Raw genomic sequence first — 18,477 nt, forward strand, 5'->3', positions numbered from 1 at the left:
CGCGAAAGCATCCAGCTGCTGCAGAAGGTGTTCCAGCTGCGCACCTGCGAGGACAGCGTGTTCGCCAACCGCTCGCGGCCGTGCCTGCTGTATCAGATCAAGCGCTGCACCGCACCCTGCGTCGGCCACATCGCGCCCGACCATTACGCACGCGACGTCGCCGAGGCTGCGCAACTCCTGCATGGCGAAGCCACCCGGCTGACCGGACAGATCACCGAACAGATGAACGCCGCCGCCGCGGCGCTCGATTTCGAGACCGCCGCGCTGCTGCGCGACCGCCTGCGCATGCTGGCGACGGTGCGGGAAAAACAGTTCGTCGACAGCACCGGCGGCGAAGCCGACGCCGATGTGATCGCGGCAGCCGAGGCTGGCGGCGTGATCGCGGTCAACCTGACCATGGTCCGCGGCGGACGCCATCTCGGCGATCGCAGCTTTTTTCCTCAGCACGGCGAAGGCGCGACGCCCGCCGAAGCGCTGGAGGCCTTCGTCGCCCAGCATTACCTCGACCACCCCATTCCGCCGCGCATCCTGGTCAACGAAGCGATCGAGGCCGATGCGCTGGAAGCGCTACTGACCGAGCAGTCCGGCAAGAAAGTCAGCCTGCAGCACCGCGTCACCGGCGAACGCAAGGTCTGGCTCGCCATGGCGCAGGCCAACGCGCGGCTGTCGGCAGAACGCCGCAGCGCCGAGCGCGCCAACCAGTCGCAGCGGCTTGCCGCGCTGCGCGACACGCTCGACCTGCCGGCGCTCAAGCGCATCGAATGCTTCGACATCTCGCACACCATGGGCGAAGCGACCATCGCGTCTTGCGTCGTCTACGAAGGCGACGACCTGAAAAAATCCGACTACCGGCGTTACAACATCGGCGGCATCGCCCCGGGCGACGACTACGCCGCGATGCACGCCGCGCTGATCAAGCGCTTCCACAAAAGCATCGAGGAAAACGGCGTGCTGCCCGACCTGCTGCTGATCGACGGCGGCAAGGGACAGATCGCAATGGCGGTCGAGGCGATGACCGAACTCGGGCTGGGCGAGGTGCCGCTGCTCGGCGTGGCCAAGGGCGAGGCGCGCAAGCCCGGGCTGGAAACCCTGATCTTCGCCGACGGCCGCGAACTGAAACTGGCCAAGGATCACCCCGGTTTTCACCTGATCCAGCAGGTGCGCGACGAAGCGCACCGTTTCGCCATCACCGGCCACCGCGCCAAACGCGGCAAGGCACGCGTGCAGTCGACGCTGGAAGACATCCCCGGAATCGGCCCCAAACGCCGCAAACAGCTGCTCGAGCACTTCGGCGGCCTGCAGGGCGTACGCGACGCCGGCGTCGACGCGCTTGCCACGGTCAACGGTATCAGCCGAGAATTGGCGGAAACCATCTATAACGCCCTCCATTGACGCCGATGCCGCTCAACCTCCCCAACCTGCTCACCTGGCTGCGCATCCTCTTCATTCCGCTGATGGCCGGCGTGTTCTATCTGCCCGACGGCTGGGTGACGCCGTACGAGGCCAATTTGTTCGCGGCAGCCTTTTTCGGCGTGGCGGCGCTGACCGACTGGCTCGACGGCTGGCTGGCCCGCAAACTCGGCCAGACTTCGGCCTTCGGCGCCTTTCTCGATCCGGTAGCGGACAAGCTGATGGTCGCCGCCGCGCTGATCGTGCTGATCGACCTCGACCGGGTGGCGCCGCTGATCGGGCTCATCATCATCGGCCGCGAAATCACCATTTCCGCCCTGCGCGAGTGGATGGCCAAGGCCGGCAAATCGGCCAGCGTGGCCGTGTCCTTCGTCGGCAAGCTGAAAACCGCGGCGCAGATGATCGCCATCGTGCTGCTGCTGTACTTCACCCCGTTCGCTGGCCTGCCCATCGCCGCCATCGGCACGCTGCTGATCTGGGTCGCCGCGCTGCTCACCCTGGTATCGATGGCGTATTACCTGGTGATGGCGGCACGCGCCCTGCAAAAATCTCCATGAGGTATTGACAGAAAAAAACGAAATCCCCATAATGCGCAGCCTTCAACGCGGGAATAGCTCAGCTGGTAGAGCGCAACCTTGCCAAGGTTGAGGTCGGGAGTTCGAACCTCCTTTCCCGCTCCAGTATTCTGGGGAAAACAGAAGGCTAAGTCCGGATGTTTTCCCCTTTTCGTTTAAGCGGTTTACCGCCCATCCCGGCGGTATTCAACTTGGGCGCGTTAGCAAAGCGGTTATGCACCGGATTGCAAATCCGTGTAGGTCGGTTCGACTCCGGCACGCGCCTCCAGATTCAGCGTCAGCTGTCCGCTTCGCCCGGATGGTGAAATTGGGTGGCACAAGGGACTGAAATCCGTTCTGCCAAGTCCTTTCTGCCTGCGCCGCCGGGGCAGAAGGTCGATAGTGGCAACGGGTAGCGGATGTCCCAAGGCGTAGCTTCGCAGCTCGGCTTGAGGGTCAGGAGCCCAGCAGGAGCCAGCAGAGAGAAGCGCAGGCTCCAGTGCATCGTGTAATGCCCGAGTGGTGAAATCGGTAGACACAAGGGACTTGAACAATTTGAGCCTTCGGGGGGAAACGCCCGAAGTGAAGCCCGTCAAAGTCGGCGAAAGCCCTGGGTGCCCCGGCATCCGAGCCAACGCCGAGCCAAGCCCAGGCACGGTGCCCGGGAAGGTGTAGAGAGCAGACGGCGGGCACCTACGGCCGCAAGGCTACGGTGAAGGCGTGCTCCAGACCACGAACGGCGCATGCGCCGGCGGTGAAAACCGAAGTGGTAAGAAAATCCCTCGCTGAAAGGCGTGCCGGTTCGATTCCGGCCTCGGGCACCAATCTGGAAGCCGTCCCTGCCTCTGCAGGGGCGGCTTCTGTCTATCTGCCGTCAGGACGTGCTGCGAGCTACGCGGGTGAAGGTCGGAGAGGCTTCTGCTCGGGGACCCTTGCTGGGCAGAACGAGGCCGACTCGCGCCAACCTCGCCCCGGCCGCTGCCTTACGGGCTACCCACGGCGACGGCCACTTTCGCCGGACGGGTCAGCGCCAGCGCCGCCACCGCCAGCACCAGCGGCACAAACGATACCCACAGCACCGTGTTCCAGTCGTAGGCCGCCAGCAGACTGCCGGAAGCAAAGGAACCCACCGCCATCGTGCCGAAGACAATGAAGTCGTTGAGCGATTGCACGCGGGTCTTCTCCTCCGGGCGGTGGCATTCCAGCACCAGGGCGGACGCACCGATGAAGCCGAAGTTCCAGCCGACACCGAGCAGGATCAGGGTCAGCCAGAAGTGGGCAATATCGGCCCCCGTCAGACCCACGGCAACGGACAGGCCGGTGAGCAGCAGGCCCGCCGTCACGACACGGCCAGCGCCGAAGCGCGTGATCAAGTGGCCGGTGAAGAAGCTGGGCGCGTACATGGCGATGACGTGCCATTGCACGCCCAGGTTGGAGCTTTCCTGGGAGTGCCCGCACATCTGCATCGCCAGGGGTGCAGCGGTCATCAGGAAGTTCATCAGCATGTATGACACCGCGCCGCAGATCACGGCAGTGATGAACAGCGGCTGGCGTGCGATGACACCCAACGGACGACCGCCCGCGACTTCCGCCGCGCTGGGCATCGGCAGATGCACGCCGAGCAACACCAGTGCCGACAGGGCCGCGACGACCGCCTGCGCGACGAAGGTAGCGGCGAACATGTGCGCCGGCCACAGGTACATGGTGTGGGTGACCAGCTGCGGCCCCACGACGCCCGCCACCACGCCGCCCCCCATCACGAAGGACAAGGCGCGGGCGCGCCTGGAGGGGTCGACTCCATCGGCCGCCGCGAAGCGGAACGACAGCACCACGGCGGCATAGGCGCCGCCAAAGAAGGTCGCCAGGCAGAACAACCAGAACGAGCCGAGCACCACCGCGACGGCCGCCAGCAGACCGGCCAGCACGCCGCAGCCGGTACCGGCCAGGAAGGCCGCGCGGCGACCGTAGCGCCGGGCGATGGCGCCGGCCGGCAGGATGCACGCCGCCATGCCGACGACGAAGATCGAGACCGGCAGCGTGGCCAGCGTCTTGTTCGGCGCCAGCATGTGACCAATGATCGCACCCGTGGCATAGACCACCACCGAGTTCGCACCGGCCAGCGCCTGCGCCAGGGTGAGGCGGACGATGTTGCCGCGCTGGTCGCGCTCCGACAGGGTGGGCAATGTGTCGTTCAATGATGCCGTTTCAGGGTTTGACACAAGATGCCTTTGATTCTTGGGTGATGAGGGGAGCCGCCTGCGCGGCCCGTCATGCCGATGCTGGGCGCCGATCGTCCATGGTCAGCACCATGCGGAATTTCACGTCGCCCGAGCGCATCCGCTGATAGGCCTCGTTGGCGCGCTCCAGCGGCAGCGTCTCGATCAACGGCCGCACGTTGCAGAGCACGCTGAAGTTCAGCGTCTTCTCGTTCTCGTAAGGCGAGCCGGTGATCGAACCCAGCACGCTGCGCTCGCCGCCGACCAGGAAGCCGGCTGGTACCGGCAGCGGGTCCTTGCCCGCGCCGAGCAGCACCAGCCGTCCGCGCGGCGCCAGGCCATCGAGTGCGGCCGCGATCGCCGCGGCGTCACCGATCATGGTGATGATGGCCATCGCGCCGCCCAGGCGTTTGAGTGCATCGGCGGCATCCTCCTGACGCGTGTCGATATAGACGTGAGCGCCCAGTGCCAACACATCCGCGGCGATGTCCTGCCCGCGCCCGATGGCCGCAACCTTGAAACCCATCCGGCGCGCGTACTGCAGCGCCATGTGGCCCAGCCCGCCGATGCCGAGGATGGCGACCAGATCGCCCGCTTCAGCCCCGCACTTCTTCAGTGCGTTGAAGGTCGCCAGGCCGGCGCACAGGATGGGCGCGGCTTCCTCGGCATTCAGTTCGTCGGGAATGGACACCAGCCCCGTGCTGCGCGCGATCATGCTCTCCGCATACCCGCCGTCGCAGGACGCGCCGACGAAGGGCTGGTTACGGCAGAGTTGGAACAAGCCCTGGCGGCAGGGTTCGCACTCGTTGCAGTGGCCGCCCAGGCGGCCCACGCCGACACGCTGGCCGATCCGCCAGCGCGCCGGCACGCCCGCGCCCAGCGCGGCGATGCGGCCGACCACCTCATGGCCGGGCACGCGCGGCGGCTGCAGCGTCGGGTCGGCCCCTTCGATGTCGGCGGCATCCGCCCCGCAAACGCCGCAGGCCTCCACCGCGATCAGCACTTCGCCCACGCCGGGTTCGGGGATGGGACGCTCCACCAGTTCCAGGGCGCCGGGTGTGGCGACCTGCATGGCGCGATAGCTTGTCTTCATGGACGAGGCTCCAAAGGCAAGGACAGAGTCCGCGCGGTCAACCCCTGCACCCCCAGGCGAGCCGCCTCGATGGCGCCGGCGACATAGCCCGGAAACTGTGGCGACCATTCGCTGGCGATGCCGGTCAAGCCATGTTGCCACGGGCCGGAAGCGGCTGCGGAGGCTGGCGCATGGGGATGCTGGCCGCCGTTGAGCAGGTCATCCGCCGTGGCGGTGAAGGGATCGAACGCCCAATCCTTGATCGTGTCCGCCACCGGCGTGGCGGCCTGCGGCCCGAACAGGCGCGCGAACTGCGCCCGGCAATGCTGGCGCAACACGTCCTCAGGCACACGCTGACGCACGGAAGCCGGCAGGCCAAAGAAACCGAACAGCGCCGCGCGTCCGCCGGGCATGGAAGCGTCGTGGATCTCGCCCAGCGGGCCGAGCACGCTGCGGGCCTCGCCGGACAGGCCCTGTTCGCGCCAGAACGGCTGTTCATACACGGCGACGTATTTGGCGTGCGGTGCCATCCAGGTCGCTGTATCGCGCCACGCAGAGGCGAGCGCTTCCGGCAAGGGCGGAGAGAAGGTCATGCCGTGCGCGATCAGCCGCGGCGGCAACGCCAGCAACACCTGCCCGGCTTGCCAGGTCGTGGCTTGGCCGGAGGCGTCCTCGCTGTCGAGTTCAATCCACTGCTCCAGCCGGCGCAGGCGGCGCACCGCCTGGCCGGTGACGATCCGCTCAGGGGGCAGTTCGCGCTGCAAGGCGTCGATCAGCGCACCCATGCCGCCCAGCAGGCACATGGAGGTGGGCACGTTCGCATAGCCATGCGTGCGCATGGGCGCTTCGCCCGCAGTGCGTTCGACCACCATGTCCCCGGCCTCGTGCTGTGCGAACCGCTCCAGGCCCAGTTCGCGGATCAGTTGGTCCAGCTCGCGCTGGTAGTCTGGCCAGAACCAGGCCGGCCCGAGGTCGAAACGATCCAGGTTCTTGGCCGGCGAACCAGCATCGGCGGGGGCGTCGAAGGAGGCGATGCGTCCGCCGAGGACGGTGCGCGCCTCCAGGACGACGTAATCGTGAATACCCCGACGCTGCAGCAGCCAGGCCGCGTACAGGCCGCTCAATCCCGCGCCGACGATGGCGATGCGTGGGGTTCGCATAGTCAGTTCCAGGGACCGCGCCCGTCGCGCTCAGGCGACCTGGTAGATGCGCACGTCGGGTGCGGCGTCGAGCAGCGGCGTGAGGCCGCCGACCACATCGGCGGTGAATAGCTGGCTTTGCAGGTAGGCCTCGGCATTTTCCCGTGTATCGAAACCGTGCAGTACCTGCACGTCCTCGGCGCGCACCAGCAATTCCTTCGATTTGGCGCCCGCGACGGTGTCGAGGAACGGCGCCTTGTACTGCTGGTAGACGCCCGCGGCGGCCGCGCGCTTGGCGTCGGCGATCTGGAGGGTGATTTGCAGATAAACCATAGTTGATTCTCCTGTCAGGATCGGTCGGGAATGAACAGGTCATCCTGCCACGCTCGATGGCGGGCCGGAAAGTGGTGGATGGAAGCAAGAATTTCTGCTGTTGTCCGCCGCGCAAGAAGTACCTGCCGAAACCATCAGGCCGACCTGCTCATGCTGGAATTTTTCGCGCATTCTCTCGCACAGACAAATCATTTAAAGTGTCTCGCATTGAAAGAAAAACTATTTCATCATGAAATCACCCGCTCACCTCAATGCGCTGCGGGCCTTCGAAGCCAGCGCCCGGCACCAGAGCTTTTCCGCAGCAGCGGAGGAACTGCACGTCACGCCGGCGGCAGTCGGACAGCTGGTGCGTTCGCTGGAGGAATGGCTGGGTGCACCGCTGTTCCATCGTAGCAGCAGCGGCCGCGCCAGACTGGTGGCGACGCAGACCGCCGAACGGGCGCTGCCCGACATCCGCGCGGGGTTCGACCGGCTGGCGCTGGGCTGGCAGCGTCTTCAGGAGGGCTCGGCCAACGGCGTGCTGACCGTGACGGTCAGCCCCGCCTTTGCCGCCAAATGGTTGCTGCCGCGCATCGACCGCTTCCGGGCTGCCTGGCCGGACACGGATGTGCTGCTGGACACCAGCCACAAACCGGTGGATTTCGTCGCGCAGCGCATCGATATCGGGGTGCGTTACGGCACCGGGAATTGGCCAGGCCTGACCGCGGACAAACTGATGGACGAGGAGATCTATCCCGTCTGCTCGCCCGAACTGGCGAGCCGTCACGCTCGCTTGCGCACACCGGCGGACCTGGCCCACGAAACCTTGATCCATGACCTGTCGATGGACGGCCATGCGGGCTTCCCGACCTGGGACGTCTGGCTGGGCAAGGCGGGGGTTTCCGGCGTGGCGACCGCGCGCGGCATGCGGATCAACAACTCCGCGGCGGTGCTGCAAGCAGCGGCCGAGGGACACGGCATCGCGCTCGCGCGCAGCGTCATGGCGCGCGACGACCTGGCGGCGGGCCGTCTGGTGCGGCTGTTTCCGCATATCGCCTTCGCATCTTCCCTGGCCTATTACGTCGTCTATCGGCCCGAATGCGCCAGCCTGCCCCGGCTGGCGGCCTTTCGCGATTGGCTGATCGAGGAGGCGCGGGCATGATCGCGCCGCTGCCTTGCTTTCGCATCTGCCTGCGTTCGTGCTTCATGCAGGCCCAGACGCCGCACTGGTTGATGGCGCCGATCAGGTCGTAATCCTCGGCGGACTGGTCTGCGATCTCCGAGGCGGGAACCTGGATGTCGGTATTATTGAACGTGGCATCCAGGGGTCGAAGGCATTCACCGTTCGCTTCACCACCGCCCCCACCTGGACGCCAGCGAGGCGTCACCTCGTGAGATCATGGCTCTCATCGAGAAGCGCCAAGACCTCGTCCTTCGATACCGGGCCGTCGAGAAGCACGGTCAGCCAGTGTTCCTTGTTCATGTGATAGGCAGGCCGGAAGCCCGGCAGTATCTTGAGGCAATGGACTTTATCCGGGTGACATTTGACGTTGATGACCTCGACCTCTTCCCCGCCCCTGAGACCGAGCTTGTCTTTCGAGACATTTATCACCAGGCCGAACCATCTATGGCCGCCCGAATGGCGGAGCACTGCGTAACGCGGGTACTTCTTGAAGGGATAGTCGGGTTTGGCGTTGTACTTCTTTTCGGCGTACCCGAAGATTTCAGAACGTTTGATCATGACCGATCTCCATGGGCAAGGTGTTTCCTTATGTGCGGGCCAAAAATCAGCGACAGGCCGCCGGCCGGCCGCCATCGGTGTTGGGCTGGCCGATGCCCAGATTCCGATTGGCGCCCCGTTTCTGATTAGCGTAGCATTCGGGGGCCTTCACGATGTCCGCCACCAAGCGGCCAATGCCGGCTCTGGCTTACAATCCCTCGCCATCGATGACATACCGGTTCGATCCAGATTCGGTGCCACCATCTCCCTTCCAGTCTACCGGTCAGAGTGGTATAATTTCGCCGCTTGATTATTTGTGTAATGGCGTTGGGCAAATGGGCGGTTCGCCCATTTTTTATTTGTGCCCGATGCAAAGCAACGATGGATTTTCGATGATGGATTTGCCCACCCGCCTGGAGCCTGTACTTGCCGGACTCGGTTACGAGCTGGTGATGCTGGAGCGTGCGGGGCGCGGGCTGGTCCGGATTTTCATCGACAAGCCGGGCGGCATCACGATTGACGACTGCGTGACGGTGAGCAATCACCTGACCCACCTGTTTACCGTAGAGAACATCGACTACGACAGACTGGAAGTCTCTTCGCCCGGCCTCGACCGGCCGCTGGTCAAACCGCAGGACTATGCGCGTTTCGCCGGTGAACAGGTGACGCTGAAGCTGCGGGTGCCGATGGACAACCGGCGCCGTCTGAGCGGCCAGCTGGTCGGCCTGGAAGAGAATGCGGTGAAATTGATCGTCGATGGCACGGAAGTGTCGGTCGACTTGAGGAATGTGGACGCGGCCCGCCTGAAACCGATGGTTTAGGCTAACCGCGCTGGAGGGAATGATGAGCCGTGAAATGTTGATGCTGGCCGACGCGCTGGCGCGCGAAAAGAACGTGGACAAGGAGGTGGTGTTCGAAGCACTCGAACAGGCGCTCGCCTCCGCCACCAAGAAACGCTTCAAGGAAGAGGCCGATGTGCGCGTGTCGATCGACCGCAACACCGGCGAATACGAATCCTTCCGCCGCTGGCAGGTCGTGTCCGAAGCCGAACTGGAGTCCGAGGGCCACCAGATTCTGCTGATCGACGCCCAGGACAAGATTCCCGACATCGAGATCGGCGACTACATCGAGGAGCCGCTGGAAAACGTCGAATTCGGCCGTATTGGCGCGCAAGCAGCCAAACAGGTCATCCTGCAGAAGATCCGCGACGCCGAGCGCGAGCAGATCATCAGCGATTTCCTTGACCGCAAGGAACACCTGGTCAACGGCGTGGTGAAGCGCATCGACCGCGGCAACGCCATTATCGAATCGGGCCGCGTCGAAGGCTTCCTGCATCGCGACCAGATGATCCCGCGCGAGAACCTGCGCGTCGGCGACCGTGTGCGCGCCTACCTGCTGCGCATCGACCGCGGCGCCCGCGGTCCGCAGGTGGTGCTGTCGCGCACCGCACCCGAGTTCATCATGAAGCTGTTCGAGCTGGAAGTGCCGGAAATCGAGGAAGGCCTGCTCGAAATCAAGGCGGCCGCCCGCGACCCCGGCCTGCGCGCCAAGATCGCCGTCGTCTCGCACGATCCGCGCATCGATCCGATCGGCACCTGCATCGGCCTGCGCGGTTCGCGCGTCACCTCGGTGACCAATGAACTGGCGGGCGAACGTGTCGACATCATCCACTGGTCGGCCGACCCCGCGCAGTACGTCATCAACGCACTGGCGCCGGCCGAAGTCAGCTCCATCGTGGTCGACGAGGACAAGCACAGCATGGACGTGGTGGTGGACGAGGAGCAGTTGGCAATGGCGATCGGTCGCGGCGGACAGAACGTGCGCCTGGCGTCCGAACTGACCGGCTGGGAACTCAACATCATGTCGCGCGAAACGGCTGAAGAGAAACAGTCGGCCGAAAGCGGCAAGACGCTTGCCCTGTTCATCGAGAAACTCGATGTGGACGAGGAGGTCGCCCAGATCCTGGTCGACGAAGGTTTCTCCACACTGGAAGAAGTCGCCTACGTGCCGCTGAACGAAATGCTCGAGATCGAGGCATTCGACGAAGACCTGGTCAACGAACTGCGCAACCGTGCCCGCAACGCATTGTTGACCGCCGCCATCGTCGGCGAGGAACAGGTCGAGGCCTCGGCAGGCGATCTGCTGTCGCTCGAAGGCATGGACGCGGAAACTGCACGCACGCTCGCCAGCAAAGGCGTTCACACCACCGAGGATCTGGCGGAACTGGCGGTCGACGAACTCACCGAAATGGCCGCCATGGATGCCGATCGTGCCAAACAATTGATCATGGCCGCACGCGCGCCCTGGTTCGCCCAAGGCTAAGAGGACTGCATGAACGTTGAACAATTCGCACAGGAACTGAAACTGCCGCCCCAGCTGTTGCTCGAACAGCTGAAAGCGGCGGGCGTCAGCAAAAATGATGTCGTCGACCCTGTCACCGAAGCGGACAAGGCGCATTTGCTCGACTATCTGCGCAAGATGCACGGCGGCGGAACCGAGGCCGGCAAAACCAAGATCACTATCACGCGCAAGCAGACCGGCGAAATCCGCAAGACCGACAGCACCGGCAAGTCGCGCACCATCCAGGTGGAAGTGCGCAAGTCGCGCACCTACGTCAAGCGCGATGCCTCCGCACCGGCGGCCGAAGTCCCGCCTGCGACAGAGTCCGTCGCGGAAGCACACCCCACCCCGCCGGTTGCAGAGCAGGCCCAGCCCGTCGCCGAGAGCGCGATCGAAGCCCCCATCGCCGAACCCGTCGTCGAACCGGTTGCAGTCCCGGCTGCCGAGGTTGCGCCCGTCGTCGCCGAGCCCGTGGTGGCTGAAGCCGTGGCGGTTGAAGCCGCGCCCGTGCCCGATGCCGCCGTTACGGAGCCCGCAGCTGCGGAACCCGCCCCAGCGGTGAAGAAAACCACCCGCATCAAAAAAGCTTCGATCCTGAACGAAGCCGAAGTCAAGGCGCGCGAGGAAGAGGCGCGCCGTCACCAGGCGCTGCAGGAGCGTCAGGCGGCGGATGCCAAGGCCCGTATCGAACGCGAAGCCCTGCGCAAACAGGCGGAAGCTGCGCGCGAAGCCGCCAAGCTTGCGGCAGCGGAAAAAGCCGCTGCGCCCGCCGCGCCGGCTGCGCCCACCGAAAAAACCCTGCACAAGCCGGACAAGCCGGCTGCTGCCAAGGGTGCCAAGGGCCCGGACAAGAAAGCCGGAAGCAGCTGGAAAGACGACGCCGCGCGCCGCAAGGGCGGACTCAAGACCCGTGGCGGCGCCGCGCCTGACGCAGGCTGGCGCGGCCGCAAGGGTAAGTCCAGGTCCGGCCAGGATGACACCACCTTCGTCGCCCCGACCGAGCCGATCGTGCGCGAGGTGCTGGTGCCTGAAACCATCACCGTGGCCGAACTCGCCCACAAGATGTCGGTGAAGGCGGCGGAAGTCATCAAGGCGCTGATGAAGCTGGGCAGCATGGTGACCATCAACCAGGTACTGGATCAGGAAACCGCGATCATCGTGATCGAGGAAATGGGCCACATCGGCAAGCCGGCTGCGCTCGACACGCCGGAAGCTTTCCTCATTGAAACCGGCGAGACCGGCGAAGTGGAAATGGTCGCACGGCCGCCAGTGGTGACGGTGATGGGCCACGTCGACCACGGCAAGACCTCGCTGCTCGACACCATCCGGCGTACCCGGGTGGCCATCGGCGAAGCCGGCGGCATCACCCAGCACATTGGTGCCTACCACGTCGAAACCGAAAAGGGCGTCATCACCTTCCTCGACACCCCGGGTCACGAAGCGTTTACCGCCATGCGGGCGCGCGGCGCGAAAGCGACCGACATCGTGGTGCTGGTGGTGGCGGCCGACGACGGCGTGATGCCGCAGACCATCGAAGCCATCCATCACGCCAAGGCGGCCAATGTGCCGCTGGTGGTGGCAGTGAACAAGATCGACAAGCCCGATGCCAACCCCGAGCGCATTCGCCAGGAACTCGTCGCACAGGGTGTCACGCCCGAGGAATGGGGCGGCGACACCCAGTTCGTCGAAGTGTCGGCCAAGGCCAACACCAACATCGACGGCCTGCTCGACGCCATCCTGCTGCAGGCCGAAGTGCTGGAACTGCAGGCGGCAGCCGACGGCCCCGCCAAAGGCATCGTCATCGAAGCGCGCCTGGACAAGGGCAAGGGCCCGGTTACCACGCTGCTGGTGCAATCCGGCACGCTGCGCCGCGGCGACATGGTGCTGGCAGGCCAGGCTTTCGGTCGTGTGCGCGCCATGCTCGACGAATCGGGCAAGGTCGTGAACGAAGCCGGTCCCTCGATCCCGGTCGAAATCCAGGGCCTGTCCGACGTCCCGCAGGCCGGCGAGGACATGATGGTGCTGCCGGACGAACGCAAGGCGCGTGAAATCGCCCTGTTCCGTCAAGGCAAGTTCCGCGACGTGCAGCTCGCCAAGAAGCAGGCCGCCAAGCTGGAATCGATGTTCGAGCAGATGGGCCAGGGCGAAGTGCAGCACCTGCCCATCATCCTCAAGGCCGACATGCAGGGTTCCTACGAGGGCCTGGCGCACGCACTGGGCAAGCTGTCGACCGACGAAGTCAAGGTCAACATCATCCACAGCGCGGTGGGGGCGATCACCGAGTCCGACGTCAACCTGGCGCTCGCCTCCAAGGCGGTGCTGATCGGCTTCAACGTGCGCGCCGATGCGTCGGCGCGCAAGCTGGCGGAATCCAGCGGCGTCGACATCCGCTACTACAACATCATCTACGAAGCAGTGGATGAGGTGAAGGCCGCGCTGTCCGGCATGCTGGCGCCCGAGAAGAAGGAAAGCGTCATCGGTACCGTGGAAATCCGCCAGGTCTTCCATATTTCCAAGATCGGCACCATTGCCGGCTGCTACGTGCTGGACGGAGTGGTCAAGCGCGGCGCCGGCGTACGCGTGCTGCGCAACAACGTGGTGGTGCACCAGGGTGAACTCGATTCGCTCAAGCGCTTCAAGGACGACGTCAAGGAAGTCAAGGCCAACTTCGAGTGCGGTCTCTCCCTGAAGAACTTCAACGACATCCAGGAAGGCGACCTGCTGGAGGTGTTCGAGGTCGTCGAGGTGGCGCGCAGTCTTTAAATGCGTGAGGCGTGAGGTGTCAGGAGTGAGGCGCGAATTTGCGCCATACTTCCGCCTAACGCCTCACCCCTAACGCCTCACACCCCAACCATGCCCAAAGACTTTCCCCGCGCCCGCCGTGTCGCTGACCAGATCCAGCGCGAACTGCCGGAACTGATCCGGCAGGAAGTGAAGGATCCGCGCGTCGGCATGCTGACCGTCACCGAGGTCGAGGTCAACCGCGACATGGAGTTCGCCAAGGTCTACTTCACCACACTCGGCGGCCAGGCCGAGCATGATGCCTGCCTGCAGGGCCTGCAGCGCGCCAGCGGCTTTCTGCGTTCGCAGTTGTCGCACCGCATGCAGTTGCGCGTGGTGCCCAAGCTCACGTTCGTGTACGACCGCTCGGTCGAGCGCGGCATCGAGCTCACCCAACTGATCGAAACCGCCGTCGCCGAAGACGCCAAGCACCCCAAAGACGCGTGAAGCAGGCCCGCCAGCCTATCGACGGCGTGCTGCTGCTGAACAAGCCGGTCGGCATCACCTCCAACGCCGCGCTGCAGAAAGCCAAGTGGCTGCTCAACGCAAAAAAGGCGGGCCACACCGGCACCCTCGACCCCTTCGCCGACGGTCTGTTGCCGCTGTGTTTCGGCGAGGCCACCAAGTTCTCGGCCTACCTGCTGGATGCGGACAAGCACTATCGCGCGGTGCTGCAACTCGGCACCACCACCACCACCGGCGACCCGGAGGGCGAGGTGCTCGACACCCGCGAGGCGGCGGTCAGCCGTGACGACATTGCCACCGTGCTGCCGCGCTTCATGGGCGAAATCGAGCAGATTCCGCCGATGCATTCCGCACTCAAGCACCAGGGACGTCCGCTCTACGAATATGCGCGCGCCGGGATCGAGATCGAGCGCCCGCCCCGCAAAGTCACGATCCGCGCACTGGAACTGATTGAATGCGCCCCGCCGCGCGTGGTACTGGATGTGCAATGCAGCGCCGGCACCTATATCCGCACCCTGGCGCAGGACATCGGCGCCGCGCTCGGCTGCGGCGCCCATCTCACTGCGCTGACGCGCACCGCGGCAGGCGGATTCAGCCTGAATCAGGCGCATACGCTGGCCGAACTGGAAACGCTCGATCCCTCCCGGCGTACCGCCCTTCTGCAGCCGGCAGACTGCCTGGTGTCCCACCTGCCGGCGCTGTATCTCGACGACGCCAGCACGACAGCGCTGTGCCAGGGCCGCAGCATTGCGCATCCCGCCCCGCACGCCGGGCTGGTGCGCCTGTATACGGCCGCAAACCGCTTTCTCGGCCTGGCCCAGGCCGACGCCGGCCAGTTGGCCCCTCACCGCCTGCTTGCCACACAACAGACTTGAGTCGGCCCATACTTTCCGCGTAAAATTCGCGGTTTCCCCGAACGTGTCCCGCTCAGCCGCAGGCCACGCGATTCAGAAGGAGTACACCATGGCTGTCACCGTCGCTCAAAAAGCTGAAATCGTCCAGAATTACCAACGCGCCGCCGCCGACACCGGCTCGCCCGAAGTGCAGGTTGCCCTACTGACGGCGCGCATCAACGACCTGACCGGCCACTTCAAGGCCAACATGAAGGATCACCATTCGCGCCGTGGTCTGCTGAAGATGGTGAGCCGCCGCCGCAAGCTGCTCGACTACCTGAAGCGCACCAACCTCGAAGGCTACAAGACCCTGATCGATCGCCTCGGTCTGCGCAAGTAATCCCGACAGGGCCACTGTGATGACCCGGCACTTCGCTGCACCGGCACAGTGGATGGGGCTTGTTGTCCCCTGAATTTCCCACGCCCCGCCCATTGCGGGGCGTTTTTGCTTTGAAAGGAACTCGTGTGAGCGCTATCAAGAAAACGTTTACCTACGGCCGTCACCAGGTCACCCTGGAAACCGGCGAAATCGCGCGCCAGGCCTCCGGCGCCGTCATCGTCAACATGGACGACACCGTGGTGCTGGTCACCGTGGTCGCCAAGAACGAAGTCAAGCCGGGTCAGGATTTCTTCCCGCTGACCGTCGACTACCAGGAGAAGACCTACGCTGCCGGCCGCATCCCCGGCGGCTTCCTCAAGCGCGAAAGCCGGCCCTCGGAAGGCGAAACCCTGATCTCGCGCCTGATCGACCGCCCCATCCGCCCGCTCTTCCCGGAAGGCTTCTTCAACGAAGTGCAGGTCATCGCCACCGTGATGTCGTCCAACCCCGAAGTCGGCGCCGACATCCCCGCGCTGATCGGCGCCTCCGCCGCGCTGTCGCTGTCCGGCCTGCCGTTCGACGGCCCGGTGGGCGCCGCGCGCGTCGGCTTCGTCAACGGTGAGTATGTGCTCAACCCGACCAACTCCGAGCTGAAGGATTCCGCGCTCAACCTGGTCGTCGCCGGTACCGAAACCGCCGTGCTGATGGTCGAGTCCGAAGCCATGGAACTGCCCGAAGACATCATGCTGGGCGCGGTCGTGTTCGGCCACACCCAGATGCAGGCTGCGATCAGTGCGATCAACGAACTGGCCGACGAAGCCGGCGCCGACGCCTGGGACTGGGAGCCGCTGGCCGAAGACGCCGCGATGGTCGAGCGCCTCAAGGCGCTGGCCGAGGACGGCCTGCAGCAGGCATACAACATCAAGCAGAAGCAGGCCCGCATGACGGCCGTCGACGAAGTCCGCAGCAAGGCCTTTGCCGAGTTGATCAGCGCCGACATGGATACCGTCGCTGCCAACCACGTCAAGGACGCGTTCCACCGGCTCGAAGCCGGCGTGGTGCGCAACCGCATCCTGTCCGGCCAGCCGCGCATCGACGGCCGCGATACCCGCACCGTGCGCCCGATCACCATCCGCACCGGCGTGCTGCCCCGCACCCATGGCTCCGCCCTGTTCACCCGCGGCGAGACCCAGGCGCTGGTCGTCACCACGCTCGGCACCGGCCGCGACGAGCAGATGATCGACGCGCTCGAGGGCTCGTACTCCGACCGCTTCATGCTGCACTACAACATGCCCCCCTACGCCACCGGCGAGACCGGCCGCGTCGGCTCGCCCAAGCGCCGCGAAATCGGCCACGGACGTCTGGCCAAGCGCGCGCTGCTGGCGGTGCTGCCGAGCAAGGAGGAATTCGGCTACACCATGCGCGTCGTGTCCGAGATCACGGAATCCAACGGCTCGTCGTCGATGGCCTCGGTGTGCGGTGGCTGCCTGTCGCTGATGGACGCCGGCGCGCCGCTGAAGGCGCACGTCGCCGGCATCGCCATGGGCCTGATCAAGGAAGGCAACCGCTTCGCCGTGCTGACCGACATTCTCGGTGACGAGGACCACCTGGGCGACATGGACTTCAAGGTGGCCGGCACCGAAACCGGCGTCACCGCGCTGCAGATGGACATCAAGATCACCGGCATCACCAAGGAGATCATGCACGCCGCACTGACGCAGGCGAAGGAAGGCCGCATGCACATCCTCGGCATCATGAAGGGCGCGGTCACCGGCGCCCATGAAATGTCGGCCTACGCCCCGCGCATCATCGCGATGAAGATCAACCCGGAGAAGATCCGCGACGTCATCGGCAAGGGCGGCGCCGTCATCCGCGCGCTGACCGAGGAAACCGGCACCCAGATCGACATCCAGGAAGACGGCACGGTGAAGATCGCCTGCACCAGCATGGAAGCGGGCGAGCTGGCGAAGAAGCGCATCGAGGAGATCACCGCCGAGGTCGAGGTCGGCAAGGTCTACGAAGGCCCGGTGATCAAGCTGCTGGACTTCGGCGCGATCGTCAACGTGCTGCCGGGCCGCGACGGCCTGCTGCACATCTCGCAGATCGCCCACGAGCGCGTCAACACCATCGGCGACTACCTGAAGGAAGGCCAGGTCGTGCGGGTGAAGATCCTCGAGGCCGACGAGAAGGGCCGCCTGCGGCTGTCGATGAAGGCCCTGCTGGAGAGCCCCGCCCCCTCGCCCACCGACGAGGAACAGGCCGGCTGAAGCCGCTTGCCCGCGCCCTGCGGCGCGGGGGGTTCCCCCAATGAAAAACGCGCCGAACCGGCGCGTTTTTCATTGCCCGGACGCCGGACGATCAGCTCGACTCGCCCAGGAAAGCCTGCCACCAGCGCTTGCGCTGTCCGGTGACGACGCCGCGAATCTCGAGCTCGCGGGGCGGCGTCTTGCTCATCAGCCAGCCCGGCAGCACCGAGGATTTCATCGAGCTGGAACCGCACGAGCTGCCCAGGTGGTTGGGATCGTAGATCTTGATGAAGTTGGGCGCCTCGAGGTCGTCGGCGTAGACGATCGCGCAATAGTCCTCGTGATGCTCGCGCCGCAACAGTTCATCCAGCTCGCGCATGAACTGTTGCACCTTGTCGGCCCCCGACGGCACCTGCGGCGCCGCCTGGCCGACCGCATAGAGATACCAGCCTGCACCGGCGTCCACCTTCTGCCAGAAGGCCGTCAGCTGGTCCCAGCGCATCACGCTGTAAAGTAGCCCATTGTAGTAGCGGTCGAATTCTTCGGTATCTGCCATGGAACGGGGATTCGTGGATCGCGAGGGCAAGGCGGACCGGATTGCCGGTCCGCCCGCTGTGCAGGACTACTTGGCGACCTGACGTTCGCGGATCTCCTCGAGCGTCTTGCAGTCGATGCACAGGGTGGCGGTCGGGCGCGCCTGCAGGCGGTCCAGCCCGATCTCGATGCCGCAGGATTCGCAGTAGCCGTAGTCGCCGCTGTCGATCTTGGCGATGGTTTCGTTGATCTTCTTGATCAGCTTGCGCTCGCGGTCGCGGTTCCTGAGCTCCAGCGCCATGTCCGACTCCTGCGTGGCGCGGTCGTTGGGGTCGGCGAACACGGTCTGCTCGTCCTGCATGGAATGCAGCGTGGTGTCGATGTCCTGCGACAGCTCGGCTTTCCAGGCTTCCAGCATTTTGCGAAAATGCGCGAGCTGCTTCTCGTTCATGTACTCTTCGCCTTTTTTGGCCTTG

The 18,477-nt window shown here is 65.0% G+C and carries 17 protein-coding genes and 2 tRNA genes; 12 read left to right on the forward strand and 7 right to left on the reverse strand.

The genetic code is table 11. The annotated features are described in order from the left end of the window. The 4 genes from uvrC to Q0L94_RS07465 all read left to right on the forward strand — a co-directional run. The coding region (gene uvrC, locus Q0L94_RS07450; protein ID WP_296751946.1) for an excinuclease ABC subunit UvrC at positions 1-1,392 on the forward strand (1,392 nt) is incomplete at its 5' end. A gap of 5 nt (positions 1,393-1,397) precedes the next feature. Further along, positions 1,398-1,967, forward strand: a complete 570-nt coding sequence (gene pgsA / locus Q0L94_RS07455) for a CDP-diacylglycerol--glycerol-3-phosphate 3-phosphatidyltransferase (protein WP_296751949.1) — start codon at positions 1,398-1,400, stop codon at positions 1,965-1,967. 47 nt (positions 1,968-2,014) lie between these two features. Then, a tRNA-Gly gene (locus tag Q0L94_RS07460) sits at positions 2,015-2,090 on the forward strand. A gap of 89 nt (positions 2,091-2,179) precedes the next feature. Next, positions 2,180-2,253, forward strand: a tRNA-Cys gene (locus tag Q0L94_RS07465). Between the two features lie 694 nt (positions 2,254-2,947). Here Q0L94_RS07465 and Q0L94_RS07470 read toward each other — a convergent pair. From Q0L94_RS07470 to Q0L94_RS07485, 4 genes are all read right to left on the reverse strand, one after another. Next, positions 2,948-4,159 carry an MFS transporter gene (locus Q0L94_RS07470; RefSeq protein WP_296751952.1) on the reverse strand — a complete coding sequence of 404 codons (1,212 nt, stop codon included), beginning with the start codon at positions 4,157-4,159 and terminating at the stop codon, positions 2,948-2,950. Between the two features lie 73 nt (positions 4,160-4,232). Further along, a complete protein-coding gene (locus tag Q0L94_RS07475) occupies positions 4,233-5,273 on the reverse strand; it encodes an alcohol dehydrogenase (RefSeq protein ID WP_296751955.1) in 1,041 nt (346 codons plus the stop codon). Beyond that, positions 5,270-6,412 carry an FAD-dependent oxidoreductase gene (locus tag Q0L94_RS07480; protein ID WP_296751958.1) on the reverse strand — a complete coding sequence of 381 codons (1,143 nt, stop codon included), beginning with the start codon at positions 6,410-6,412 and terminating at the stop codon, positions 5,270-5,272. Before Q0L94_RS07480 ends, Q0L94_RS07475 begins: the two co-directional genes overlap by 4 nt. A gap of 30 nt (positions 6,413-6,442) precedes the next feature. Then, positions 6,443-6,724, reverse strand: coding sequence for a hypothetical protein (locus Q0L94_RS07485; protein ID WP_296751961.1), 282 nt, complete (start codon positions 6,722-6,724; stop codon positions 6,443-6,445). Positions 6,725-6,953: 229 nt separating this feature from the next. Here Q0L94_RS07485 and gcvA point away from each other — a divergent pair, with 229 nt between their 5' ends. Continuing rightward, positions 6,954-7,865 (forward strand): transcriptional regulator GcvA, encoded by a 912-nt coding sequence (gene gcvA / locus Q0L94_RS07490; protein WP_296751962.1) that lies wholly within the window; start codon positions 6,954-6,956, stop codon positions 7,863-7,865. A 222-nt stretch (positions 7,866-8,087) separates the two neighbouring features. Here the strand turns inward: gcvA and Q0L94_RS07495 are convergent, their stop codons facing one another. Then, on the reverse strand, positions 8,088-8,444 hold the full coding sequence (locus Q0L94_RS07495; protein WP_296751965.1) for an MmcQ/YjbR family DNA-binding protein: 357 nt from the start codon (positions 8,442-8,444) through the stop codon (positions 8,088-8,090). 314 nt (positions 8,445-8,758) lie between these two features. On the opposite strand from Q0L94_RS07495, the gene rimP reads away from it, so the two are divergent. The 7 genes from rimP to pnp all read left to right on the forward strand — a co-directional run bounded on the left by rimP (position 8,759) and on the right by pnp (position 17,488). Beyond that, a complete protein-coding gene (gene rimP, locus Q0L94_RS07500) occupies positions 8,759-9,244 on the forward strand; it encodes a ribosome maturation factor RimP (protein WP_296751987.1) in 486 nt (161 codons plus the stop codon). Between the two features lie 22 nt (positions 9,245-9,266). After that, entirely contained in the window at positions 9,267-10,745 is a 1,479-nt protein-coding gene (gene nusA / locus Q0L94_RS07505) for a transcription termination factor NusA (RefSeq protein ID WP_296751967.1), read from the forward strand. Between the two features lie 9 nt (positions 10,746-10,754). Next, entirely contained in the window at positions 10,755-13,526 is a 2,772-nt protein-coding gene (gene infB / locus Q0L94_RS07510; protein ID WP_296751970.1) for a translation initiation factor IF-2, read from the forward strand. Positions 13,527-13,616: 90 nt separating this feature from the next. Continuing rightward, positions 13,617-13,991, forward strand: a complete 375-nt coding sequence (gene rbfA, locus Q0L94_RS07515) for a 30S ribosome-binding factor RbfA (protein ID WP_296751973.1) — start codon at positions 13,617-13,619, stop codon at positions 13,989-13,991. Further along, entirely contained in the window at positions 13,988-14,884 is an 897-nt protein-coding gene (gene truB / locus Q0L94_RS07520; RefSeq protein ID WP_296751976.1) for a tRNA pseudouridine(55) synthase TruB, read from the forward strand. The genes rbfA and truB overlap by 4 nt, the downstream gene beginning before the upstream one ends. 88 nt (positions 14,885-14,972) lie before the next feature. Next, positions 14,973-15,242, forward strand: a complete 270-nt coding sequence (gene rpsO / locus Q0L94_RS07525; protein WP_296751981.1) for a 30S ribosomal protein S15 — start codon at positions 14,973-14,975, stop codon at positions 15,240-15,242. 125 nt (positions 15,243-15,367) lie between these two features. Beyond that, entirely contained in the window at positions 15,368-17,488 is a 2,121-nt protein-coding gene (pnp, locus tag Q0L94_RS07530) for a polyribonucleotide nucleotidyltransferase (protein WP_296751982.1), read from the forward strand. A gap of 91 nt (positions 17,489-17,579) precedes the next feature. Here the strand turns inward: pnp and Q0L94_RS07535 are convergent, their stop codons facing one another. Continuing rightward, positions 17,580-18,023 carry a hypothetical protein gene (locus tag Q0L94_RS07535; RefSeq protein ID WP_296751984.1) on the reverse strand — a complete coding sequence of 148 codons (444 nt, stop codon included), beginning with the start codon at positions 18,021-18,023 and terminating at the stop codon, positions 17,580-17,582. 66 nt (positions 18,024-18,089) lie between these two features. Then, positions 18,090-18,477, reverse strand: a 388-nt coding sequence (dksA, locus tag Q0L94_RS07540) for an RNA polymerase-binding protein DksA (protein ID WP_296751986.1), incomplete at its 5' end; no start/stop codon positions are given.

The sequence above is a fragment of the Thiobacillus sp. genome (assembly GCF_024708915.1).